The organism is Nautilia abyssi (genome assembly GCF_055388085.1).
In genome coordinates, this window is the sequence record NZ_AP042376.1 from 1,053,951 (window position 1) to 1,076,908 (window position 22,958).

A 22,958-nucleotide genomic window follows, 5' to 3' on the forward strand; every position below is an offset into this window, starting at 1 on the left:
TTTTAATCTATTTATATGAGTTTGAATTTTTTTAATGGGTTACAAGAAAAAAAGAGAAAAGATTGATTTGTGAAAGTTAGTTTGTAGTAGTTGAATGAGGTTGATTGTTATTGTTTGCAATTGAAAGAAGTTTGTTTAATTCAGATTGAGTAATATTAATCTGTTCTTTCATCTTTTTTATTTTAGATTCAAGCAGGGCTTCTTCCTTTTGCAGTTTTTCTAATTTGTTGATTAGCTGTTTTATTTTTCTGTAATCCATAGGATAACTCCTTTTATGCTTAATTATAATAAAGAAGTTATATTTGAATCGTTTTAGTGAAAAAAATAAAAAAATTTAAGAAATTTTCAGAAATTTTTTCAATTTCGAGTTTTTTTGAAATTCTTTATTATAATTAAGTAACAAAAAGGATAAGCCCATGAAGCCTTTTTGTTACTCTACCTCTAAAATGGCAAACTATCTTGGTGTTAGCAAAGATTTTCTTTTAAAAAACAAAAACAGACTTTTCAAAAAAGGAATCCACTATTACGAGCCTTACGGAATAAAGAAAACCTTATGGAACGTTACCCAAATGGAAAAATGGATTACCGGTAAAGAGGAAAATCCTTTTAAAGAGATTTTAAATGAGCTATAATTGTATTACGGTTGGCACTTACCTCATAGGAGGTAAGAGATGATAGAAAATCCAAAAGTCAGTTTGTTTAATAGAAAAGGGAAATTATACGTTCAGTATTATATAAACGGCAGGTGTGTTCAAAAGTCACTTAAAAGGGATTACACCAAAGAAAACGTTAAGCTCGCTAAAAAATACGTTATTCCCGAAATCGAGAGGAAAATACTTTTAGGCGAGATTCAGGACAGTAAATTTAAACCCAAAGAATTCAAACACTATGCCGAACTTTATCTCAAACAAAAAGAGTCTCTTAAAACATGGAAAGAGTTTAACAATATGGTTTCAAACCAGTTGATACCCGTCTTTGGAAATTATCCAATAGATAAAATCTCAAAAGGCTTTATCAAGCAGTGGGTCGATGAGAGATTAAAAGAAGTTTCACCCGTAAGAATGCAAAAACTTCTTGGAATATTAAAGGCTATATTTGAAATAGCAATTGACTATGAACATATAAAAGAAAACCCGTGTGATAGAATTAAACTTCCAAAACATAATCCGATTAGGCAGATGTATCCTTTCAGTAAAGAGGAAGTGGCTCTTATACTTAACAATGCGGACGGATGGTTTTTAAACTATTTGGCAATTGCTTTTATGACCGGTATGCGTCCGGGTGAGATTATCGCTTTAACGATTGATGATATCGATTTGGAAAATAAAACCGTTAACGTGGATAAAAGAATTAAAAAAGGCGAAATAGGCACACCCAAAACAAAACACTCAATAAGAAAAGTTCCTATAATGAATGAGCTTATCCCTTATTTAAAAAATCAAATCGAAACTCAAAAACAAAAAGGACTTGATTTACTCTTTACCACAATCAATAACAGGATGTATTATGACAGTGACAAATTCCATCCGTTCTGGTATAGACTGCTTGATAAGTGCGGTATTGAGAGAAGGGTAATGTATAACACAAGACATACGTTTGCACTTAACGCAATAAGAGCGGGTATCAATATACTTGACGTATCACAGATACTAGGGCACAAAGATTCATACGAAACACTTTCAACATATGCGAAATACATTAAAAACGAACATCTTAAAATCAAAAGAGACATAAAACTCTACTGACAATTTTACTGACAATATAACTAAAACACCATAAATCCGATGTTTGAGAAGTTTCCCGTCGGCTCCGCCATTTAACACTTCCCACTACTTGGTGTCTGTCACTTATAATTAACTTTTCCTAAAAAGTAACACTTCTTATTAATAAAATTTATATAATATCTGTAATGTCCTAATTTAAGCAATTTTTAAGGAATAAATGATATATTTCTAATTACAAATACTAAAAAAGGAGCTAGTATGGCAGTAAAAATTACTGATACTTGTATTAACTGTGGGGCATGTCTTGATGAATGTCCAGTAGAAGCAATCGTAGACGATAGCGAAAACCCAACTGGAGAAGAAATTTATTACGTATATCCTGATAAATGTGTTGAGTGCGTTGGTTACTACGACGAACCAGCATGTGCAGCAGCTTGTCCTACAGAGGGATGCATCGTTTGGGATGAATGCAAAGAAGGACAAACTTGCTCAGAAAACAGAGGTGAACCAGGAGAACCTGTAATCGATTAATCCTTTCACCCTCTTCTTTTTTCTTCAAAATTTGATATAATTCCTCTCTAAAAACTCAAGGAGAGAAAATATGGAAAAAACTCTTTCAATTATTAAACCGGATGCGGTAGCTAAAAATGTTATAGGAAAAATCATTGACAGATTCGAAAGCAACGGACTTAGAATAGCTGCAATGAAAAAAATCAAACTAACAAAAGAAGATGCCGGTAAATTTTATGAAGTACATAAAGAAAGACCGTTTTTCAACGACTTATGCGAATACATGAGCAGCGGACCTGTTGTAGTAATGGTATTAGAAGGTGAAAACGCTGTTGCTAAAAACAGAGAATTAATGGGTGCAACAAACCCTAAAGAAGCGGCTCCTGGAACAATTAGAGCTGATTTTGCGGAAAGTATCGAAGCAAACGCTGTTCACGGAAGCGATTCGCTTGAAAACGCTAAAAAAGAAATCGCATTTTTCTTTGCTGAAAGAGAGATTGTTTAATTGGAAATAAATAAAAATTTCCAAAACCTTGAGCTTAAAGCCGAAAGTACAAAACAAAAAGACGGCACTTTTATTATTGAAGGAAAGCTTCAAGGAAGTGTAGAAGTTGAATGTATTAAATGTTTGAAGACATTTAACAAAGAAGTAAACGAAGATGTTAAATTTAAAGTCGTCAAACCTCCGTATAAAGGCTTTGACGAAGAGTATGATATAATTGAAATGGAAACATTCGACCCTGTAGAGCTGTTAAAAAGTGAAACAGAACTGATTAAAAACGATTATAACGTATGCGAAGATTGTAAAAAACAAGAATTTAACAAAGAATTTTAAGGAGAAACAATGGCAGTTCCAAAGAGAAGACACTCAAAAACAAGAGCAGCTAAAAGAAGAACTCATTACAAAATTAAATTAAGTTCTGTAATTAAATGTTCAAACTGTGGCGCTTATAAAAGACCTCATAGAGTATGCCCAAGCTGCGGTGAGTATTAATGAAAATAGCAATTGATGCAATGGGTGGGGACTTCGGTCCTGCTCCAATAATTGAAGGGGTAGCAAAAGCTCTTGAAAAAAAAGACTTTACACCTTATTTAGTAGGTAAAGAAGAAGAATTAAAGCAGCTGTTGCCAAAAAAATACCACTCCCGTGTTAGATTTATAAATAGTGACGACGTTATTCATATGGGAGAGAGTGCTACTGAAGCATTAAAAAGAAAAGAATCCACTATTTATAAGTCTATCGACCTGTTAAAAGCAGGAGAAGTTGACGGTGTTGTATCAGCAGGCCACAGCGGTGCGACCATGAGTTTAGCAACACTGAGACTCGGAAGAATCAAAGGTATAAAAAGACCTGCTATAGTAACATTTATGCCTACAATAAAGAAAAAATACTCTTTAGTGCTAGACGTAGGCGCAAATGTAGACTGCGACGCATATAATTTATATCAGTTCGCATTAATGGGCGAAGTTTACGCTAAAGTGGTTTTAAACACCCAAAATCCTAAAATAGGTCTTTTAAGCAACGGTGAAGAAAAAAGCAAAGGCAACTCTATCACCAAAGAAGCTTACGAACTGCTTAAAGATTTTGAAAGTTTCATCGGAAACGTAGAAGGCGGAGATATCTTTAAAGGCGATACGGACGTAATTGTCACTGACGGTTTTATAGGAAATATTGTACTTAAAACAAGCGAAGGTGTGGCCGATACGATAGGAAAACTGATAAAAGAAGAAATTAGAAACTCAGGAATTTTACAAAAAATCGGCGCATTGTTACTCAGACCGGTATTTAAAGGACTGAAAAAAGCGACGGATTATGCGGAATATGGAGGAGCCCCTCTTTTAGGCGTAAACGGCTGTGTTATAATTAGCCACGGAAAAAGTAATTCAAAAGCAATAAAAAACGCTATTTTTCAAGCAGTTAAATATATTGAAAATGATGTAACAAATAAAATACAAGAGTCATTAAAGGTTCATTAATGTTTGCAAAATTTACCAGTATTGGTGCATATGTCCCTGAAAAAATATTAACTAACAAAGATTTAGAAAAAATAGTTGATACCAATGATGAATGGATCACAAAAAGAACCGGTATAAAAACCAGACATATTGCCCAAGAAGAAGTAACAAGCGATTTGGCATATAAAGCGGCTCTCGATACGCTTAAAAATGCATCTATGAAACCGGAAGACATTGATATGATCATTGTAGCCACAATTACTCCCGATTATTTCACAATGCCTTCTACAGCGTGTGTGGTTGCCGAAAAATTAGGTATCGTCAGACCGGCCGTAGATATCAGTGCCGCCTGTACCGGTTTTATTTATGCTTTAGCCCATGCAAAAGCGTTTATTGAAAGCGGAATGTATAAAAACGTACTTATTATAGGTGCTGAAACGCTCAGCAAAATCGTAAACTGGAAAGACAGAACCACTTGCGTTCTTTTTGGAGACGGAGCCGGTGCAGCCATTATAAGTGCAACAGATAAAAAAGAAGAAGCAATTATCGATATAGACATCAATGCAGACGGTAAATTTCAAGATTTCTTAATCACTCCCGGAAGAGGCGTAAAACTGGGATGCGACACGGACAGAATATGGCTTGAAATGAAAGGCAACGAAACATTTAAAGTAGCAGTAAAAACACTTTCACAGTCTGTCAGGGATATATTAAAAAGAAACAACATGACAAGCGACGATATAGACTGGTTCGTACCTCATCAGGCTAATTACAGAATAATTGACGCAGTTGCAAGAGCCATAAAAATGCCTGAAGAAAAATCAGTTTTAACAGTCCATAAATACGGAAACACTTCTTCAGCGTCAATACCTATGGCAATTAATGACATGTATAAAGCAGGTAAAATCAAAAAAGGCGATATAATGCTTCTTGATGCATTCGGAGGAGGATTTACCTGGGGAAGCGCTTTAGTCCCTTTCAATTAATTTTTTTTCACAGCTCTCTAAAGCGGATAAAACATTGTCTTCCAGTTCAGGCACATGTGAAAAAGCTATATCAAAAGCCACTTTTATACCTTCATAATCGGTATTTTCAAGTCTGTTTTTAATTCTTTTAACGATTTTATCTGTTATTTCCAAATTATTAAAAGTAAGTATTTTAAATCTGTGCCCCATTCTAAATACAAAATCTATATCTCTGACTGATTTTTTTATAGTCTCGGCATATGTTTTAATTATTTCATTAATTTTATCAGCCCCGTAAAAACCTTCCAGTATATTCATGTTTTTTAAATCAATGTATATAATTCCCAAAGGTTTGTTGAATTCATTATACTCTTCCAGTAAAACATCAAAATATTTTTGATTAAAAAGTCCGGTTAGAGGATCTTTTATTACTATATCCGCAATTTTAAGACTGAGTGTTTTAAAAGAAATCTCACCGATTAGGTTATCATTCTCATCTACTATAGGAATATGCTTTAATTTATTGCTTCTCATAAAATAATATGCATCAAGAATATTTGTGGTTATAGGCAGTTTCTTCAGTTCTTTAGGATTTTGTTCTATATAATCTATTATTTTAACCGCAAGTATGTTTTTCATAAATATTTCTAACATATCAGTACTTGTAAATATAAAAATCGGCTTATTGTTATCTACTATATAAAAAGTCGAAGTATCGCATTTATACATATAAGCAATCAAATCTGCTAACGTTTTATCTTTTATGTCACTCAGCTCTTTATAACATACTTTTTCCAGATAATTTTTAAGCGTCATATTTTACCTTTGATATATTTTTACAGCTAAGTATCTTTTTATTGTAGCATAGTTTTAAACTTTATGCTATAATTTCATCTCAATTCGTAAAAGGAGAAGCTATGCCTAAAATGAAAACAAACAGAGGGGCAGCTAAAAGATTCAAAGTTAAAAAAAGTGGTAAAATCAAAAGAGGTGCGGCATATAGAAGCCATATCCTGACTAAAAAATCACAAAAAAGAAAAAGAAACTTAAGAGCCCCAAAATACGTAGATAGCACTAACATTAAAGCGGTAAGAGACTTACTAGGTATTTAATTTAAGTGAAGAAGCGGCAAAGAAGGCGCAATAGCCTCACGCTGTTGTAGCGTTAAGTTGCATAGATGCACGCCAAAATGACAAGGAGATAAAATGAGAGTAAAAACTGGAACAGTTAGAAGAAAAAGACATAAAAAAATATTAAAAATGGCAAAAGGCTTCTACAGCGGTAGAAGAAAACATTTTAGAAAAGCTAAAGAGCAAGTTGAAAGAAGTTTAGTATACGCTTTCAGAGACAGAAAACAGAAAAAAAGAGAATTCAGAAAATTATGGATTATGAGAATTAACGCAGCTTGTAGATTAAACGATATAAGCTATTCAAGATTCATCAACGGTCTTAAAAAAGCAAATATTGATTTAGACAGAAAAGTTCTTGCTGATTTAGCAATGAACGAGCCGGAAGTATTTGCTTCAATCGTTGAAAAAGCAAAAGCTGCTCTATAATCTTTTCCCTTTCCGGGATTTTTGTTTTACAAATAGCGCCAGACACTGTTAATTTCAACACTGCTATATTTATCCACAATCAAACAAAACATGAAAGCAACCGCGATAAATTATATAAGTGCCAGACACTATATGTCGTGTTTTTAAGGTCCCCAGACACCTGCGGCACAGGATGACAGGAGGTGCTCTGCTCCCTTCCGGGCCTGAAGCGTTGCCTCCTACCACCCTTGCACAGGGCTGAGGATGTGGAATTATACCATATTATATTTCTTTATCAAGTTTTTGTTCCATACAATAATATGAAAAACTCAAAATTCCGATTGCCGGAGCAAATAAATTTACTACCGGAATAAAATTAAACAATACACTGAATATGGAATAAAACCATACAAGTTTTTTATTTTCAAAATCACATCCGAATTCCATTTTTACACTTTCGCTTAAAGCGTTTTTAATTAAAAAACTCCATAAAAATATCATTACAAATATATTTAGCACAGGTATAAACAGCAAAGGATACGTTAAAAGCAATAAAACTAAAAAGAAAAAAAGATCTCTGATTAAAATATAAAAAATTTTAACTCTTGAAAACTTGTGAGGTATTTCTATATCAGGATATTCGTTTTTAATAATATTATTAACTTTTTTTATACTAATAAACAAAAATCCCAAATATAAACTTGCAATATAAAAAGAATAAAATACGAATATATTAAATATAACCGACACCGCTTTTTCTATCGTAGTAAATGGAAAAATCCTGATTAAATGCTGAATATACTCTATCATTCCGTCATAATAATGTATAAAAACAAAACTCCAAAACAGAGCGACAATCAAAGAAATAAACACCGGGAGTATTTTTTTAGACAGCAGTTGGTTAAAGAGTGAAAAAATCACTCCAAGCGTTATAAGTATCATCTGAAGCCAAAAAATCATTAATATAAATTCAGCTCCGGCAACCTGCAAAAATTTAAACGGCAGAATATTAATCAAAGCTGACGTTACCGTTAAAAAAGGATCCCACAATAAAAAAGAGAGTCCAAACCATACTATAGCCCAGAATATTCCGTTTACAACCGAGACAGTCGTCAATTCCTTATTTAAAAGACTTTTAAACGCAAGAGACAATGAATATAAAAATTCCATATTAATCCTTTTTAATTTTAATTTCAAACGGTACCGATTCTTTAATATGCAGATCCTGCTGAGGGAATGGAATGCTAATTCCGGCTTCATTTAACGCTTTATAAATCATTTTTAAAAACTCGCTTCTCGTTCTTCTCGGTCTTCTGGCATATTCCCCTCTTACCCATATAAACAGTTCAAAATTCAAACTGCTGTCTCCAAGCTCCAAAAACACTATATGAGGTTCGACATTTCTGTCTTTATATTTTTTAATATAATGAAGATTGGAATTTTTCAAAGCATTAAGAACCACTTTTTCAACTTCATCAACATCACTGCCGTAAGCAACGCCAAAAGGCACTCTAAATCTGACAATATCATCTCCCAAAGTCCAGTTTATTACATTATTTTGAATAAAACTTTGATTCGGAATAATAAGGTTAATATTGTCATTGGTTCTTATCACGGTTGAGCGCATAGATATATCAACCACTTCACCTCTGGTATCCTGATCAATCTGAATATAATCTCCTACTTTTATACTTCTTTCAAACATAAGTATAATACCGCTAACAAAGTTGCTGACGACATTTTGCAAACCAAAACCTATACCGACAGACAAAGCACCTGCAATTATTGCAAGAGAGCTTAAATCAAGCCCCACTACTTTCAGTGCAATCAAAAATGAAAGCGTTAAAATAGTATAATATCCCATATTTGCCAGCAGAGTGGCTGTTGCATAAGAAATATTTTTACTGTGTCTTAATTTATAAATGATATGTTTATAATATTTACCGATAAACCATCCAAAAATTAAAATTAAGACAAAAAGCGCAAAATTCAAAGGAGTAATAATCCTGTTTCCGACATTAAAAAGCGGATAATTAAGCAGTGAAATTATTTTATGCAAAGTAAGCTCCGCTTCTTTTTTTGCTCCGTATACAAGCGCTTTTGTTCCAAATGTATAATTCTCAAAATCGGTTATAATCTGGTTAACCGCATTATAAAATTCTTTTCCGATATGTTTAGAATATTTTAAAAGGTCATCATCGTCTTTAAATGCATTTTTATTTTTATTTTTCAAATCAGAAAACCAAATTATCAGCTGATTATCAAACAGATGTTTATAAATCTCTTTTTGCTTTTCTAAATTAATTTTTATCAGCCTTTTTACATTCTGTATATTTTCTTCATTGTTTAAAACCTGCCATTTTTGCAAGTCAATATTAAGCTTTTCGAACTCTTTTTGTTTTTGCAGCAAAAGTTTACGCCAATACTGAATATTCACTTTGGCCTGTTTAGTATCAAATTTTACGGAATAAATTCTTTTTTGAAGAGATTTTTCCATTTTCCCCATATTTTCCGTTAAATATTTAAAAGTTTTATTATAAATTTGTAAAAGCTTCTCATAATAAAGATATTGAAGTTTAGAAGTTGGATCAGTTAGATTTTGTAAAATAGACAGTTTATCGTTAATTTCATTAATCTTACGAGGTAAATCGTTTAATTCTATCTCCAGTTTAATTAAACGATAAAAAGATTTCAAATAATCATACTGATTATTTATATCAAGATTAACAGTTACTTTATTAAATTTCAGTTCTTTTATTTTATTTGCCAGCGCCACATCTAATGAATAATTAGGCGAATCTTTGGCAACTTTACTTATTATCTGGTTAATCTGAGTATCCACACTGCTCTCTTTTGCAAAAGAAAACACTATAACCATTAAAAGAAAAATAATTTTTTTCATAATATCCAAGCCTTTAACAAAATGCTTTTATATTATTATATCATTACTTATGAATTTAGTGTGAAATTATTGATTAGATTGAATAAAGAAGAGGAAGAGATTAAAAATATAATTTTGCCACTACTCTTCTGTTTTTAGCTCTTCCTTCAGCAGTATCGTTAGAAGCAACAGGATTTTCTTCACCGTAACCTTTATATGTCAGTCTGTCTTTGCTTATACCTTCATTTATTAATGCTTCATAAACGGCTTTTGCTCTTTTTTCAGAAAGTTTTTTGTTATAAGCCGCTGAACCTTTAGAATCTGTATATCCCTGAATTTCAGCTTTATATGCAGGATTTTTCTTTAAAAATTCAGCAAATTTATTTATTCTGTCCATAAACTGAGGTTTAATTACTGCGCTGTTGTTATCAAACGTTATATCAAAATTATATGTCATAGGACATCCGTTTTTGTCTACTACAACGCCTTTAGGAGTATTCGGACATTTATCAAGATAATTAGGAACTCCGTCATGATCGCTGTCAATCGGACAACCGTTTACGTCAACTTCAACACCTGCAGGAGTGTTTGGACATTTATCAACATTATCATAAACACCGTCGTTATCACTGTCAATTTGGCATCCGTTTTTATCAACCTCAACTCCTTTAGGCGTATTTGGACATTTATCCATTGAATCAACTACTCCGTCACCGTCACTGTCTAAAACTTTTTTAACAGGTTCTTGTTTTACAACTTTCTGCTCTGCACCGAAATTATAGACTATTCCGAAAATCAAACCGTAATGATTGTCGTTATTTCCAAAATCTCTTAATCCTCTAAGTTCTGCAAATGCACCAAATTTATCGTTGATAGGATATTTAGCTCCTAATCCCAAATCAGTTACGATATTGTCTTCATAATTACCGCTTACCCACTGATAACCGGCACCTACAAATGCATAAGGCGTTAATTTACAGTTTTCCAAAGGAAAATAATGTTCAACATTTAATAAAGCTCTTGTTAAGTTTTCTTTATTTCCAAGTATTTTTTCACTTCTTTCCAATTCAAATCTTAAAATATGGTTTTTTTGAAGATATTTCCCTACTCTTATGTTTAAAAAATTATAATTCTCTATAGGTGAATTGCTTACATAGTTTCTTCCGGCTCCAACACCTACTTCATATTGATTGGAAGCTAAAAGAACAGCAGCAGTTATTGACATTCCTACTATTATTTTTTTCATTTGATCTCCTTTTTTGATTAAAAGTGGCCAGCATGGCCACCTCCCCCCTGAGCAAAATTATACTTCTCCAAAATGACATATAAATGATTTAAGAATACCAAAGAGCTTTAATTCCTCCGACCAAAAACAAAAACGAAATTGCACCTATTATAAGACCCATAATCCTGGTAACTATTTTTAAACCGTTTACACCCAAAAACCTTGAAATAAAAGCCCCGTTCCTCAAAATTAAATACGTCAGCAGCGATGAAAGTGCAATTGCTATAAAAAGTAATATTTTACCCTGTAGGGAAGAATGTTTTTCACTTAATACTATTATAGTAGTAATAACTCCTGGACCGAATAAAATAGGAATGGCCATAGGAATAATAGCCACATCTTCTTTTTCTTCAGCAGCGTTGTGCTCGTCTTTTGTAGTATTGGTCGGAGCTATTTCCTTACCTTGTATCATGTTTAAAGCTATAATCAAAAGAACAACACCGCCTATTGCTTTGATAGAAGGGATATTTATCCCAAAAAATTTCAAAATCATACCTCCTGCCAGCATTGTTACCACCGAGGCTACAAATACGGCAAACGAAGTTTTGGCAGACACGTGTTTAATTTCCGAATATTTAACTAACGACAGCATAATAGCAGCTGCAGCAACAGGATTTAATATAGTAAGTATTGATATGGTGTCAAATAAAATTTCCCTGAACATTTTTCGCCTTTTTTATGTAACTATAACATATTAATTAAATCTTTAATTAATCAAAATGATTTATTATAATTAAGAAAAACACTTTAAAAAGGCAACAAAATGAAAAAAATGATTTTTATTACTTTTATCGTAATTTCATTATTCGCAAATACGAAATTCGTACCTCAAAACGGAATATACATTAATACAAAAACTGCTGATAAATATTACAATCTTGAAAATGCATATATACAAACTGAAACATTAATACATTTAATAAGAACAATGCTAAACAATCAAAAATTTATTCGCCTCAGCAATCTGAAGGAAACCGCAAAAGTTCAGGCAAACACATCTCTTTTGTTAGAGAAACTTTTAAATTTTTTAGAAGGCGAAAAAGCATATTCAAATACTGAATTTGACAATAACGGCAATAATGCCGGAATTAAAGGAGTTTTAAAAGACTATATTGACTCTCAACTTTTTAATCTGCCTCAAAAAGCTAAAAACAATATTTTAAACTCCATAAATTCTTCAGATTTCATTTCTATAGCAAAAAAAACAGAACAATTACTAAATAACATCAATAAAAACAATATAAAAGAAATTATTAATAATTTTAATCTTTTGTTTAACACCTATGTAAACAATATAAACCGCTTAAATGTTCCTCTGTTAAAAAACTTCAATCCGAAAACAGAGCAAAAACTGCTTAAAGACTACCGTATTGAAGCCAAAACGTCAATCATAAAAACATTAAAAATATTTAAAAAATATCTTAATAAAAACAAAGAAGTTTATAATCAGCAATAATCTATATTTATTAATTTTCTCTTTTTTTGTTTTTGATAAAATAAAGTGACAGACACCAATATAAAGAATTTAAATGGCGGAGAGGGCGGGACATGTTGACAATACCGAAATTACGCCTTTTTCTACACACTGTCAGTGGAATTGTCAGTAAAAAGTTCTAAGTTTCTGTCAAGCTGCAGATGTTCGTTGTTGATAAATTTGGCATAAGTTTCAAGGGTTTCCTGTGTGTTTCTGTGTCCGAGTATCTGTGATACGTTGAAAATCGGAACGCCTCTTTTAATGGCAAGTGTGGCAAACGTGTGTCTTGTATTATACATCACCCTTTTTTCTATATTACACTTTTCAAGTAAATCATACCATTGAGGATGAAGTTTATCAGATGAATAATACCTTTTACCCGTTTTGGTTGTGAAAAGGTTAAAAGTTTTATTTTCTTTGGCTTTTTTAATCAGCTCTTCAAGGTATGGTTTTAAATTTTCAAATATTGGAACTTTTCTTATAGAGTTTTTTGTTTTGGGTGTATCGATTTCGCCTTTTCTTATTCTTTTGTTTACGTTGATATACATCTCTTTAAGATTAATATCGCTTATCGTAAGAGCTATAATCTCACCCGGACGCATTCCCGTATAAAAGGCAATGGCTAAATAACATTTAAACTGACCTTGTACGTTTTCGATTAAGAGTTTAACCTCTTCTTCGTTAAAAGGTTTCATATCTCTTATTTTTTTATGGGAAGGCAGTTTAATGTTTTTAGCGGGATTGATTTGTATATGCTCATACTCTACAGCTATATCTAAAATGGCGATTAATATATTGAGGATATTCCTTAACCTTTTAGACGTTACCTCGTTAAGCCTTTTATCTATCCACTCTTTTATTTCGCCTTTGGTAATTTCGTTTACCTTTTTGTGTTTAAAAAGCGGGAAGAGCTGGTTTACAACAATGTTTTCGTATTCATAGTAGCTTTTCAGGTTTTCTTTTTGTCTTAAATATATGGTGGCGTAATACTCAAACTCTTTAGGCTTAACCCTGTTATCCTGAATCTCACCTAAAAGTATTTTTCTCTCGATTTCAGGGACCACGTATTTTTTAGCGAGCTTAACGTTTTCTTTGGTGTAATCCCTTTTAAGTGACTTTTGAACACACCTGCCGTTTATATAATACTGAACGTATAATCTCCCTTTTCTATTAAACAAACTGACTTTTGGATTTTCTATCATCTCTTACCTCCCGTGAGGTAAGTGCCAACCGTAATACAATTATAGCTCATTTAAAATCTCTTTAAAAGGATTTTCCTCCCTGCCCGTTATCCATTTTTCCATCTGGGTAACGTTCCATAATGTTTTTTTTATTCCATACGGTTCGTAATAGTGGATTCCTTTTTTAAATAGCTTATTCTTGTTTTTAAGAAGAAAGTCTTTGCTTACACCGAGATAGTTTGCCATTTTAGATGTAGAGTAACAAAAAGGCTTCATAGGCTTATCCTTTTTGTTACTTAATTATAATAAAGAATTTCAAAAAAACTCGAAATTGAAAAAATTTCTGAAAATTTCTAAAAATTTATTAATTTTTCTATTTTTTTACCCAAAGTTAACTTCTTTATTATAATTAATCAGAAAAGGAGTTATCCCATGGATTACAGAAAAATAAAACAGCTAATCAACAAATTAGAAAAACTGCAAAAGGAAGAAGCCCTGCTTGAATCAAAAATAAAAAAAATAAAAGAACAGATTAATATTACTCAATCTGAATTAAACAGACTTCTCTCACTTCCAAACAATAACATTCAACAACCTCAAACATCTTCTACAATAAACTCATAACTGACTCACAATTTTATCTTTCCTAATTTCTTCTTTTTTTTTCTTGTAACCCATTAAAAAAATTCAAACTCATATAAATAGATTAAAAAGCACAAGCGTTTGAGTTTACGAAAACGTGTAGTGCGTACGCACTACGCAATTGTTCGGCAAGCTCACAATCGCAAGTGCGTAAAGGAGTTACGCTATGATTAGAAAATCCTCAATCCATATAGAAAAAGCGAGTATCGGAGAATTCTATCACAACAGCAGGGAAAAAGATACAAACAATTCAATATTCAGTAAAGATGATAATTACTGCAATATAAAAGCAAACGAGGCTATGGAGTTATACTTTTCGGAACTTAAAAAAAGAACGGAGCTTTATCAGAAAAGAACGGGTAAGAAACTTCATAAAAAAACGATTACCCTTTTTAGTGCCATAATCAACCTTAACGAAAAACACACAAAAGAAGATTTGGAAAAAGTTGTAAGATTTATTGAGAAAAGATACAACACCAAAGTAATCCAATACTCAATCCACAAAGACGAAGGACACATAGACGAAAACGGAAACAAGATTATAAATTATCACGCTCATATACTTTTTATGGGAATAGACAACGAAGGTGTGAGTGTCAGAAGAAAAATGGACAGGAAAGATTTAATAACCCTTCAGGATGAAATCGCAAAACTTCTTAATATGCCAAGAGGCGTAAACTATACGCAAGAAAAGAAAAAAAGACCAAAAAGGCTTGACACCTACGAATATAAAAGAGCCATGAAACTTAAAAACAACGAAGTGGCTAAACTTAAAAAAGAGCTTAAAATCGAAAAAAATTTAAGAAAACAAACTGAAGAGGAAAATAAAAAACTAAAAAAAGAACTACTGCTTAAAGACGCCGAAATCAGAAAACTCGAACTTACCAAAAAAGGACTTGAAAAAAGAATTCAAAAATTAAGAAACCAAATGAAAGACTATAATAAACTCCAGGAAGAAAATAAACAATACAAAATTTTCACCAAAGAAGATTACCAGACCTTATCCCAAATCAAAAAACTTTTAAAAGTAACAGAACTTAAAGATATAAACCATATGCTAAATGAATTTGAAAATTCAATCAAAGAGAAAATCAGAAAAAAACAGCTTGAGCTTATCGAGAAATATTCGGAAGATAGAGGTATACTCAATAAAGAAAAAATCGTTAAAACCTCTAAATCAAAAAAAATAATCAAATCCACAACATCACCTAAAAAAGACTACGGCAAAGAATTCATCGATGCCGTTTTCAGAGTCAAACAGCTTCAAAAAGAACTAAAAGTTGAAAAAGAGAAAAATCAAATCTTAAAAACAAAAATAAAAGATTTAGAAAATGAAAATGTCAAACTTAAAGTTGAAAGGGATTATAAAAAGATGGACAATAAATCGAATACAGAGAATAAATCTGAAAAAAAAGAAATAAACAAAACATTAACGCATTCATCAAAAAAACGTATAAAAAGTAGTAAAAATATTGAAGATTTATGATTTTTTAATAGAGTCAATACCTTCAAAAAATTCACATATATTTGTATTAAGAGCATTTGAAAGTTTATATAAATGTTCTAAATTAAAGTGTTTACCGTATCTTAAATTTTCACAGTTAGAATAAAAAGCAACGGATTTAATACCGATTTCAAGAGCCAAATCAAGCTGGGAAAAGCCTTTTTCAATTCTTTTTTTCTTAACATTGGAAGAAATTATTTTATAAAACTCTTTAATATCGTTATTCATTTACATCCTATGGGATAATTTGACAGGTAAATAATAAAGAGATATAATTGTTTTGTCTTTATCCTATGGGATAATTATTTCAACAAATAAACTTTTTCCCTTGAAATTGAGAGAGAGAGAGAGAGAGTATAATTGACAAAATACGTTGCTGTTTATAAAGGGGATAGGATGAAAAGGGCTATTGCTAACCATGTAACTTTCACTGTCAGGTGTAAATATTTAACTTTTTCTTATTCTGCTTCTTAAAAATAAAAAAATAAAGGAATGATAATGAAAAAAATTATTTTTTTATCAATATTAAATGCTTTTGCTTTTGGATTAGATATAGGCAGTAGTAATTTAGATACACTTGTTGGATATCCTTCACATTCTTGTTCTAAACCATATATTCCATATAGATTTTCTTCTGAATATGAATTTGAAAACACAAAATCTGAAGTTGAAAATTATCTTGAGTGTATAAAAGAATATATTGAAGCAGCGAACAATGATATTAAAAGAATTGAAGATAAAAAACAGGAAGCCATTGATGAAGCAAAGGATGTAATTAGAGAATTTAATTATAGATAAAAGGATTACAATTAATGGAAAAATATATAAATCCATATGATATTGCAAAAACTATTGAATTTGACAATTTAAATAAAGAAAATTTCAAAAAATTTAAAAAACGTGTTTTAAATCAATTAGAATTATTTGATGATGAAATTGAAATTTATAATCAAAAATTTTCCAAGAATGAAATTTATGAAATGTTAGATGCAATTGATAATGACAGAAATTTATTAGATATTTATTTCTTGCTTTATAATGAAGAAAAAAATATAAATAATTTTTTATACGGTGTGCGAAATCAAAATATAAAGGAAGTTTTTTCAGATATAAAATTTTTAGATGAAAGGGTAAAAATTTTCGTTGAACCGTTTATAGTGGAAAGATTATCTAAAATTTACAAAGAAGCTTTCGTAAATAAAAATATAGATATACTCAAAATTACTCCTCCCGTTTCAAAAATTTATTTAGAACAAATTTATGAACCTATTTATAAAATGCTTAAAAACATACAAAACGAACTTTTATCTAAAGAAAATCAAAATATAGATTTTTATGAAATTCAAAAGATTATAGGAGATGTTGATTTTATAAATCAATTACCGGATTATTTTGATAAAGTAAGAAATGATATTGCTTTGATTGTTAGAAATTTAAGTGTAGATGTATGGAATAAAAATGAAAATATTGATTTAGCTATTAAATTGATTAATTTAGCTTTGAAGTTTAAATTAAATTCAAAAAATAAGAATAATTTTTTAAATGATAAAAAGCAATTAGAGGAATTAAAAGAAAATATAAAAAAATCAAAGTATTTAGAACAAATTGAAAATATACTTTATTCTCGTGAAAATTTTTATGAAAAAATAAAAAAAATTCATAATGTTGTCCAATCTAATAATGAGTTTGATGATGAATTATTAAAGTATATTTTTTTTATGATATTAAATTATATTGAAGATAATAAAATAAATCTTTTAGAGAAAAATAATTTAAAATCGTTAAAAAATTTGTTTATTTTTTTTAAAACTCGAACAAAAGATTATGAATTTTTAAATATTCTGAATTCTAATATAAATGATATTATAAAGATAAGTAGAAAAATAGATGAAAATACAATTACAAATTTTATTTGGTTAATAGTAGGGCTTATTATTATTTTTGTTGTGCTAACCAATTAAAAGGAGAAAAATTGAATGAACTTAGAAATAAAATTAAATAAAGAATTAAAGAAATATTTATTTCTTTTAAATCAAATTTTTGAAATGGAAAAAAAAGTAGAAAAATTGCAAGAAAAAAATTCTATTCAAAGAAATTTAAATAAATTAAAATCTTTTTTTGAAGAGGAGTTTATAGAGGGTGTTTCTTTGATGATAGAAAATCCTATAAATCAAAAGTATGATGAAACGAGAACGGATGTAGAAGCGATGATAGCGGGAGAAAGTGCTGAAAATTTGGTAATTGTAGATGTGATAAAACCTATTATTCGTATAAAACAGAATAATCGAATTCAGATTATTCAAAAGGGAGTTGTAATTGTGGAGGATATAAATTCCTTACAAAAACAGGAAGCTAAAAAATCACAAAATTCATCTTCTCAAAATGTAAAATCTATGGGAGCAAAAAAAAAATATATCACAAAATCAAAAAAAAAACAAAAGGACTAAACGATGAGTAAAACTATAAATTTAGGAATAGATTTAGGAACTACAAATAGTGCTATTTGTTATTTTGACAAAGGGGAAGTTAAGATATTTAAAGATCCCATAACTTGGAAAGATACATTGCCTTCTGTTGTAGGATTTAAAAAAGATAGAATTATAGTTGGACAAAAAGCAAAAGAATATATGGAAAAAAGACCTCAGGATGTTGTGGCATTTTTCAAACGAAAAATGGGAACCAATGAAACTTACAAAATAAAATCACTTTCAAAATCCATTACGCCAATTGAATTATCCTCTTATGTATTAAAAGAATTGAAAACATTTATTCAAGATGATAATATTTTAGCGGATTCTGTAGTTATCACAATTCCAGCTTCATTTGATACGATTCAGTCAAATGCCACCAAACAAGCAGGAGAATTGGCGGGGTTTAAAGAAGTTATATTATTACAAGAACCGATTGCCGCCAGTTTGGCTTATGCCAATTCAAAAAAAAGAAAATTAGAAGGAACAAAATGGTTGGTTTATGATTTAGGAGGAGGGACTTTTGATGTGGCATTACTTAGTATTAATGACGGAGAAATGAAAGTTATTGATCACGAGGGAGATAATTTTTTAGGGGGCAGTGATTTCGATAGGTTGATAGTAGAAAAAATAGTTATTCCTTATTTGGAAGATAATTTTGAATATAGTAATTTAAAAAACGAGTTTCAAAATGCCTCAGGAAGATATAACAAAATTTATTATAAATTACTTTATCTTGCTGAACAGGTAAAAATTCAGCTTTCAACCAAAACATCAGCTGAAATTGAATTTGAATTTGAAGATGAAGATATTTATTTTACTATTACAAGAAATGAATTTGAAAAAATAATTAAAAATGAAATAATCAAAACTGCCGATATGATTAAACAAATATTAACAAGAAATTCTTTGAGAAATGATGATATTGATTTTGTATTGATGGTAGGAGGTTCTACTTATATACCTTTTGTAAGAAAATATATAAAAGATGTTTTAGATATTAATATATTAACTGATATTGATCCTACAACAGCAGTGGCAATTGGAGCGGCTTATTATGCCGGAACAAAGAAAAAACAAAATAACAATAATAAAACAGAAAATAAAACACAAACAAAATTCAAAATTAAAATGGCGTATGAAAAAGCGACTCAGGAGGATTCGGAATTTGTAGCTATCAGAGTTGATGGAGATGTGAGCGGGTTTAATTATAGAATTATTAGAGAAGACGGAGGTTTTGACAGCGGATTAAGACCTTTGAAAAACAAACTTTCAGAGGATTTACCACTGTTAAAAGACAATTATAACTTTTTTACAATGACTATTTTTGATAACTTTAACAATGCAATTCAAACAGAAAGCATAGAAATAGCACAAGGAAAATACTCAATAGCCGGACAGCCTTTGCCAGAGGATATTTCTTTAGAAGTTGATGATATTGACGGAAAAACTAAACTTGAATTAGTATTTAAAAAAGGTGCGATATTACCTCTTAAAAAGACTATAACAAAAGAAATAAACAAAACCATTATAAAAAACAGCAATGAGGCGATTATAATCAACATTTTAGAAGGAGACAGTAATTCGTTGCCAACAGCCAATAAATCAATAGGATTTCTTAAAATTGACGGAAATGATATAGAAAGAGATATTGTAAAAGGAGCCGATTTAGAAATAATTATTGAAATGAGCGAATCAAGAGATTTAACTATTTCGGCTTATATTCCTATGACAGATCAAGAATTTAAAGAAATTTTCAATCCAAAAAACAGGGAGGTTCATATAGATAAATTAAGTGATGAAATTTATGCTTTATCAGATGAGATAGATAAAAGTTTGGATTTTGCCAAACAAAATAACGAATACGAAAAAGTGGATGAATTGTATTCTTTAAAAACTGAAATTTCAAAATTAGAAAAAGAAATAAGTGAAATAGATGAAGACAATACAAGCGATAAAAGATATCAATTAGAAGATAAAAAAAGAAAAATAGCACAAGAATATTTTAACGCTATAAAAGATGAAAAAATCAATAAACTTAAAAATGAATATTTAGAGTTAAAACCAGAAACCGAAAGATTAGTGGCACAATACGGAGATTATGCCGACCAAGAATATTTAAAAGAAATAACTGAAAAAGAGATAATTTATTTGAATTCAAACAATATTCACAAAGTTCAAGAGTTATTAGACGAATTATTAGCAGTTAATTTTCATATGAAATGGAAAGAACCTGATTTCATAAAAGGTGCTTTTGCATATATTGTAAGTGAAAAACAAGATGAATTCAAAGGCTCTTCAAAAGCAAATATGTTGATTGGTAGGGGTATGAAAGCATTTGAAAATGAAAACATTCAAGAGTTAGCAGATATTACAAGAGAGTTATTTCAATTACTTCCAGAAGAATCACAAAGTCAAATAAATAAAATAGGATTTAATTAAAGGAAAATTGTGACTAAAGAGAATTTTTTGAGATTAAATGAAGAACTAAAATATGCAGTAATGAAAACTTCTACAAGAGATTTAACATTTTTAACAAGTAAAATTCCTTTATTGGTTATTTATACGACTAATAGAAGATTAAAAAATACCAAAGATATTGTTTTGAAGATTGGAAAATATTTTTCTTTGGAGGGAAATGAATTTTATGAAGCTTTTTTAAACAAAGAATTAAAAAAATTTTTTAATAAAAAATATAAAAAAATAAACAATAATATTACTGAAATAAATGAGGATATTGTTAATATTATAAAAAATTTTTCTAAATATATTAAAGAAAATCCTAAAACCAATATCACTAATGTTTTAATATTTATATTAGGAGCGTATTTAGGTTCTGGGGGAGTTGACGGCGACGGAGGTATTCCAGATTTAGATTTAGAAATGTTTGGTATGGGAGATCATCGTTCAATATTTACACATTCAATTATTGCTGGTATTGTAATTGAGGTATTAGTTTTATTTGCCATAATAACGATAGATATGATCTATGATAAATTACCAAAAGAGCATTCAGAAATTTGGGATTTAATTCATGAAAAAAAAGATGATTTTTTATTTAATTTTACGACAGGTGTCAGTGCAGGTTTAGCATATCATTTTACTATAGATGCTACAATAGACGGAACAGGTACATATAAAAACTTGCCTTTCAGTGCACCTTTAGAGGTACATCAATTTATAATGGGTGCAAATACTTTTATAGAAGGAATAGACACTTACTATAGAAAATTTATAAATAGCGAAAAATTTAAAGAAAATATTAATAAACTATCTTTCTTACAATCGTTTTATAAAAAAGTAAAAATTTTTTATTTAAAATAGATAAAGTTAAATATTTAACTAATAAAACAAAAAATAATTAAGTTGTTAATGTAAAATATTTTAATTTTTTTAAACTGTCAGTTAAATTGTCAGTAAAAATCCGCCAAAAACGACTGACACTTACCTCGTTGATTTTTGAAAGATACCGAAATTACGGAGTTTTTGAAGTAATGGCGGAGAGGGCGGGATTCGAACCCGCGGTACCCGATGTGGGTACAACGCCTTAGCAGGGCGCCGGTTTCAGCCACTCACCCACCTCTCCATGTGTGTGGATTGAAATTATATCAAAAAAAATTTTAATTTCAACCAAAACACAAGACTAATTTTTAATTTTCCAAAAATTTTATTAATATTCACATATATTTTATAATCTAAGGAAAAAAATGAAAAAAGTTTTAATATTATGTACCGGCAACAGCTGCCGTTCTATTATGGCGGAAGGATTAATAAACAAATATTTTCCAAATATTAAAGCATACAGTGCGGGCAGCAAGCCAAGCGGCAGGGTAAACCCGAACGCAAAAAAAGTATTAATTGAAGAAAACGCATGGAAAGACGAATATCATTCAAAAAGCATTCAGGAAATTATGAATAAGTCACCCTTTGATCTGGCAATAACAGTATGCGACAATGCCGCAAAAGAATGTCCTGTAATTCCAGGGACAAAAACAATACATATCCCGTTTGAAGACCCTGACGGAAAAGATTATGAAGAGTTTTTAAAAACAAAAGAAGAGATAAAAAAAAGACTTTTTAGTGCGCTCCACACGCATTTTCAGGTCTGATCTCTTCAATTTCGCCTTTTATAAATTTATCTACCGCTTCTTCTACGGTAGGAGACATATTGTCAAAATAGACTTTAATACCAACCTGTTTAAATCCTTCAAGAGGTCTGCCGCCTATTCCGGCTACGATTAATGCGTCTGTTCCGAGACTTTGAATATTAGTTACAGCGTTACCGCAGGCACCTCCCGCATGTCCCGGATTTTCCACAGCGCTTACCTCTTTTATTTCTCCGTCTTCAATATCTACAATAATATAAAAAGGAGCTTTCCCGAAATGCGCACCTCTTTTTGCAAGAAGTCCGTCCGGTGTAGATGTAGGAATCACTACTCTCATTTTAACTCCTCTTTGATTTTTTCAAGTACTTCAGGTGCTGTATTTCCGTCTTTTTTACTGACTTTTATAGTTTTTACACCAGCCATTTCAAGAGCATCTTTCATATTTGGACCGAGTGCTCTTACTACGATGTAATCACAACCGTCCACTTTACTGGCTTTTACATGCTGATGATGATGTTCAACCTCATCTGCCGTATGTTCTTCTTTGTGATCATGTCCGTGTTCGTGCTCATGCTCGTGTTCACCGGCATGAGTGTTTTCATTAAGTCCTACAAGTTTAAATTCATTTCCGTCAAATTCATATATTGCAAAATACGGAGCTCTTCCCGTTCTTGTCACTATTACTAAATTTTCACCTTCTACAGGCACTGCTATTTTTATAGACATA

The 22,958-nt window shown here is 30.5% G+C and carries 30 protein-coding genes, 1 tRNA gene and 1 other RNA gene; 19 read left to right on the forward strand and 13 right to left on the reverse strand.

What is annotated here, in order from left to right; all coding sequences use genetic code 11:
* Nucleotides 1–76: 76 nt before the first annotated feature.
* On the reverse strand, nt 77–259 hold the full coding sequence (locus ACZ5EP_RS05360) for a hypothetical protein (RefSeq protein WP_464508267.1): 183 nt from the start codon (nt 257–259) through the stop codon (nt 77–79).
* Nucleotides 260–416: 157 nt separating this feature from the next.
* Between ACZ5EP_RS05360 and ACZ5EP_RS05365 the strand changes: the two genes are divergently transcribed.
* From ACZ5EP_RS05365 to ACZ5EP_RS05400, 8 genes are all read left to right on the forward strand, one after another.
* On the forward strand, nt 417–632 hold the full coding sequence (locus tag ACZ5EP_RS05365) for a hypothetical protein (protein ID WP_127679524.1): 216 nt from the start codon (nt 417–419) through the stop codon (nt 630–632).
* A 39-nt stretch (nt 633–671) separates the two neighbouring features.
* Nucleotides 672–1,745: a tyrosine-type recombinase/integrase gene (locus tag ACZ5EP_RS05370; protein WP_464508268.1), complete on the forward strand. Its 1,074-nt coding sequence runs from the start codon at nt 672–674 to the stop codon at nt 1,743–1,745.
* 237 nt (nt 1,746–1,982) lie between these two features.
* Nucleotides 1,983–2,255 (forward strand): 4Fe-4S dicluster domain-containing protein, encoded by a 273-nt coding sequence (locus ACZ5EP_RS05375; RefSeq protein WP_464508270.1) that lies wholly within the window; start codon nt 1,983–1,985, stop codon nt 2,253–2,255.
* A gap of 70 nt (nt 2,256–2,325) precedes the next feature.
* The gene (gene ndk / locus ACZ5EP_RS05380) at nt 2,326–2,739 is read left to right on the forward strand and encodes a nucleoside-diphosphate kinase (protein WP_464508271.1); all 414 of its coding nucleotides are present in this window, start codon (nt 2,326–2,328) and stop codon (nt 2,737–2,739) included.
* Nucleotides 2,740–3,069 (forward strand): DUF177 domain-containing protein, encoded by a 330-nt coding sequence (locus ACZ5EP_RS05385; RefSeq protein ID WP_127679537.1) that lies wholly within the window; start codon nt 2,740–2,742, stop codon nt 3,067–3,069.
* A gap of 9 nt (nt 3,070–3,078) precedes the next feature.
* Nucleotides 3,079–3,228 (forward strand): 50S ribosomal protein L32, encoded by a 150-nt coding sequence (gene rpmF / locus ACZ5EP_RS05390; RefSeq protein ID WP_127679536.1) that lies wholly within the window; start codon nt 3,079–3,081, stop codon nt 3,226–3,228.
* Nucleotides 3,228–4,211: a phosphate acyltransferase PlsX gene (plsX, locus tag ACZ5EP_RS05395; protein WP_127679535.1), complete on the forward strand. Its 984-nt coding sequence runs from the start codon at nt 3,228–3,230 to the stop codon at nt 4,209–4,211. Before rpmF ends, plsX begins: the two co-directional genes overlap by 1 nt.
* Nucleotides 4,211–5,176, forward strand: a complete 966-nt coding sequence (locus tag ACZ5EP_RS05400; RefSeq protein WP_464508272.1) for a beta-ketoacyl-ACP synthase III — start codon at nt 4,211–4,213, stop codon at nt 5,174–5,176. Before plsX ends, ACZ5EP_RS05400 begins: the two co-directional genes overlap by 1 nt.
* Here the strand turns inward: ACZ5EP_RS05400 and ACZ5EP_RS05405 are convergent.
* A complete protein-coding gene (locus tag ACZ5EP_RS05405) occupies nt 5,159–5,971 on the reverse strand; it encodes a diguanylate cyclase (RefSeq protein ID WP_464508273.1) in 813 nt (270 codons plus the stop codon). The two genes, ACZ5EP_RS05400 and ACZ5EP_RS05405, sit on opposite strands and share 18 nt — an antisense overlap.
* 101 nt (nt 5,972–6,072) lie before the next feature.
* On the opposite strand from ACZ5EP_RS05405, the gene rpmI reads away from it, so the two are divergent.
* Together rpmI and rplT are read left to right on the forward strand one after the other, a co-directional pair.
* On the forward strand, nt 6,073–6,267 hold the full coding sequence (gene rpmI, locus ACZ5EP_RS05410) for a 50S ribosomal protein L35 (protein ID WP_127679532.1): 195 nt from the start codon (nt 6,073–6,075) through the stop codon (nt 6,265–6,267).
* Nucleotides 6,268–6,360: 93 nt separating this feature from the next.
* Entirely contained in the window at nt 6,361–6,711 is a 351-nt protein-coding gene (gene rplT / locus ACZ5EP_RS05415; protein ID WP_127679531.1) for a 50S ribosomal protein L20, read from the forward strand.
* A gap of 146 nt (nt 6,712–6,857) precedes the next feature.
* Here the strand turns inward: rplT and ffs are convergent.
* From ffs to ACZ5EP_RS05440, 5 genes are all read right to left on the reverse strand, one after another.
* Nucleotides 6,858–6,955, reverse strand: an RNA gene (ffs, locus tag ACZ5EP_RS05420) — signal recognition particle sRNA small type.
* 17 nt (nt 6,956–6,972) lie between these two features.
* Nucleotides 6,973–7,860, reverse strand: coding sequence for a hypothetical protein (locus ACZ5EP_RS05425; protein WP_464508275.1), 888 nt, complete (start codon nt 7,858–7,860; stop codon nt 6,973–6,975).
* 1 nt (nt 7,861) lies between these two features.
* Nucleotides 7,862–9,592 carry a mechanosensitive ion channel family protein gene (locus ACZ5EP_RS05430; protein ID WP_464508277.1) on the reverse strand — a complete coding sequence of 577 codons (1,731 nt, stop codon included), beginning with the start codon at nt 9,590–9,592 and terminating at the stop codon, nt 7,862–7,864.
* 100 nt (nt 9,593–9,692) lie between these two features.
* Nucleotides 9,693–10,817: an OmpA family protein gene (locus ACZ5EP_RS05435; RefSeq protein WP_464508278.1), complete on the reverse strand. Its 1,125-nt coding sequence runs from the start codon at nt 10,815–10,817 to the stop codon at nt 9,693–9,695.
* A gap of 88 nt (nt 10,818–10,905) precedes the next feature.
* A complete protein-coding gene (locus ACZ5EP_RS05440; RefSeq protein WP_464508279.1) occupies nt 10,906–11,520 on the reverse strand; it encodes a MarC family protein in 615 nt (204 codons plus the stop codon).
* Nucleotides 11,521–11,619: 99 nt separating this feature from the next.
* Here ACZ5EP_RS05440 and ACZ5EP_RS05445 point away from each other — a divergent pair, with 99 nt between their 5' ends.
* A complete protein-coding gene (locus ACZ5EP_RS05445) occupies nt 11,620–12,312 on the forward strand; it encodes a hypothetical protein (RefSeq protein WP_464508280.1) in 693 nt (230 codons plus the stop codon).
* A gap of 122 nt (nt 12,313–12,434) precedes the next feature.
* On the opposite strand, the gene ACZ5EP_RS05450 is transcribed toward ACZ5EP_RS05445, so the two are convergent.
* Nucleotides 12,435–13,532 (reverse strand): tyrosine-type recombinase/integrase, encoded by a 1,098-nt coding sequence (locus ACZ5EP_RS05450; protein ID WP_464508282.1) that lies wholly within the window; start codon nt 13,530–13,532, stop codon nt 12,435–12,437.
* Nucleotides 13,533–13,571: 39 nt separating this feature from the next.
* The gene (locus tag ACZ5EP_RS05455) at nt 13,572–13,787 is read right to left on the reverse strand and encodes a hypothetical protein (protein ID WP_464508283.1); all 216 of its coding nucleotides are present in this window, start codon (nt 13,785–13,787) and stop codon (nt 13,572–13,574) included.
* Between the two features lie 156 nt (nt 13,788–13,943).
* Between ACZ5EP_RS05455 and ACZ5EP_RS05460 the strand changes: the two genes are divergently transcribed.
* Nucleotides 13,944–14,135, forward strand: a complete 192-nt coding sequence (locus ACZ5EP_RS05460; protein ID WP_464508284.1) for a hypothetical protein — start codon at nt 13,944–13,946, stop codon at nt 14,133–14,135.
* Between the two features lie 184 nt (nt 14,136–14,319).
* Nucleotides 14,320–15,639, forward strand: a complete 1,320-nt coding sequence (locus ACZ5EP_RS05465; RefSeq protein ID WP_464508285.1) for a plasmid recombination protein — start codon at nt 14,320–14,322, stop codon at nt 15,637–15,639.
* Here ACZ5EP_RS05465 and ACZ5EP_RS05470 read toward each other — a convergent pair.
* Nucleotides 15,634–15,885, reverse strand: a complete 252-nt coding sequence (locus ACZ5EP_RS05470; protein WP_464508286.1) for a helix-turn-helix domain-containing protein — start codon at nt 15,883–15,885, stop codon at nt 15,634–15,636. The genes ACZ5EP_RS05465 and ACZ5EP_RS05470 overlap by 6 nt on opposite strands.
* A 270-nt stretch (nt 15,886–16,155) precedes the next feature.
* On the opposite strand from ACZ5EP_RS05470, the gene ACZ5EP_RS05475 reads away from it, so the two are divergent.
* The 5 genes from ACZ5EP_RS05475 to ACZ5EP_RS05495 are packed head-to-tail and all read left to right on the forward strand — an operon-like array spanning nt 16,156 to nt 21,449.
* The gene (locus ACZ5EP_RS05475) at nt 16,156–16,455 is read left to right on the forward strand and encodes a hypothetical protein (RefSeq protein ID WP_464508287.1); all 300 of its coding nucleotides are present in this window, start codon (nt 16,156–16,158) and stop codon (nt 16,453–16,455) included.
* 14 nt (nt 16,456–16,469) lie between these two features.
* Entirely contained in the window at nt 16,470–17,618 is a 1,149-nt protein-coding gene (locus tag ACZ5EP_RS05480; RefSeq protein WP_464508288.1) for a hypothetical protein, read from the forward strand.
* A 15-nt stretch (nt 17,619–17,633) separates the two neighbouring features.
* Nucleotides 17,634–18,104 (forward strand): hypothetical protein, encoded by a 471-nt coding sequence (locus ACZ5EP_RS05485; RefSeq protein WP_464508289.1) that lies wholly within the window; start codon nt 17,634–17,636, stop codon nt 18,102–18,104.
* A gap of 3 nt (nt 18,105–18,107) precedes the next feature.
* Entirely contained in the window at nt 18,108–20,567 is a 2,460-nt protein-coding gene (locus ACZ5EP_RS05490) for an Hsp70 family protein (protein ID WP_464508290.1), read from the forward strand.
* Nucleotides 20,568–20,576: 9 nt separating this feature from the next.
* The gene (locus tag ACZ5EP_RS05495; RefSeq protein WP_464508291.1) at nt 20,577–21,449 is read left to right on the forward strand and encodes a hypothetical protein; all 873 of its coding nucleotides are present in this window, start codon (nt 20,577–20,579) and stop codon (nt 21,447–21,449) included.
* Between the two features lie 171 nt (nt 21,450–21,620).
* Here ACZ5EP_RS05495 and ACZ5EP_RS05500 read toward each other — a convergent pair.
* Nucleotides 21,621–21,711, reverse strand: a tRNA-Ser gene (locus ACZ5EP_RS05500).
* Between the two features lie 121 nt (nt 21,712–21,832).
* Here ACZ5EP_RS05500 and ACZ5EP_RS05505 point away from each other — a divergent pair.
* Nucleotides 21,833–22,234 (forward strand): arsenate reductase ArsC, encoded by a 402-nt coding sequence (locus ACZ5EP_RS05505; protein WP_127679511.1) that lies wholly within the window; start codon nt 21,833–21,835, stop codon nt 22,232–22,234.
* On the opposite strand, the gene ACZ5EP_RS05510 is transcribed toward ACZ5EP_RS05505, so the two are convergent.
* Together ACZ5EP_RS05510 and ACZ5EP_RS05515 are read right to left on the reverse strand one after the other, a co-directional pair.
* Complete coding sequence (locus tag ACZ5EP_RS05510) at nt 22,203–22,568, reverse strand: NifB/NifX family molybdenum-iron cluster-binding protein (RefSeq protein ID WP_127679510.1); 366 nt, start codon at nt 22,566–22,568, stop codon at nt 22,203–22,205. The two genes, ACZ5EP_RS05505 and ACZ5EP_RS05510, sit on opposite strands and share 32 nt — an antisense overlap.
* Nucleotides 22,565–22,957 (reverse strand): NifB/NifX family molybdenum-iron cluster-binding protein, encoded by a 393-nt coding sequence (locus ACZ5EP_RS05515; protein WP_127679509.1) that lies wholly within the window; start codon nt 22,955–22,957, stop codon nt 22,565–22,567. The genes ACZ5EP_RS05510 and ACZ5EP_RS05515 overlap by 4 nt, the downstream gene beginning before the upstream one ends.
* Nucleotide 22,958 lies beyond the last annotated feature (1 nt).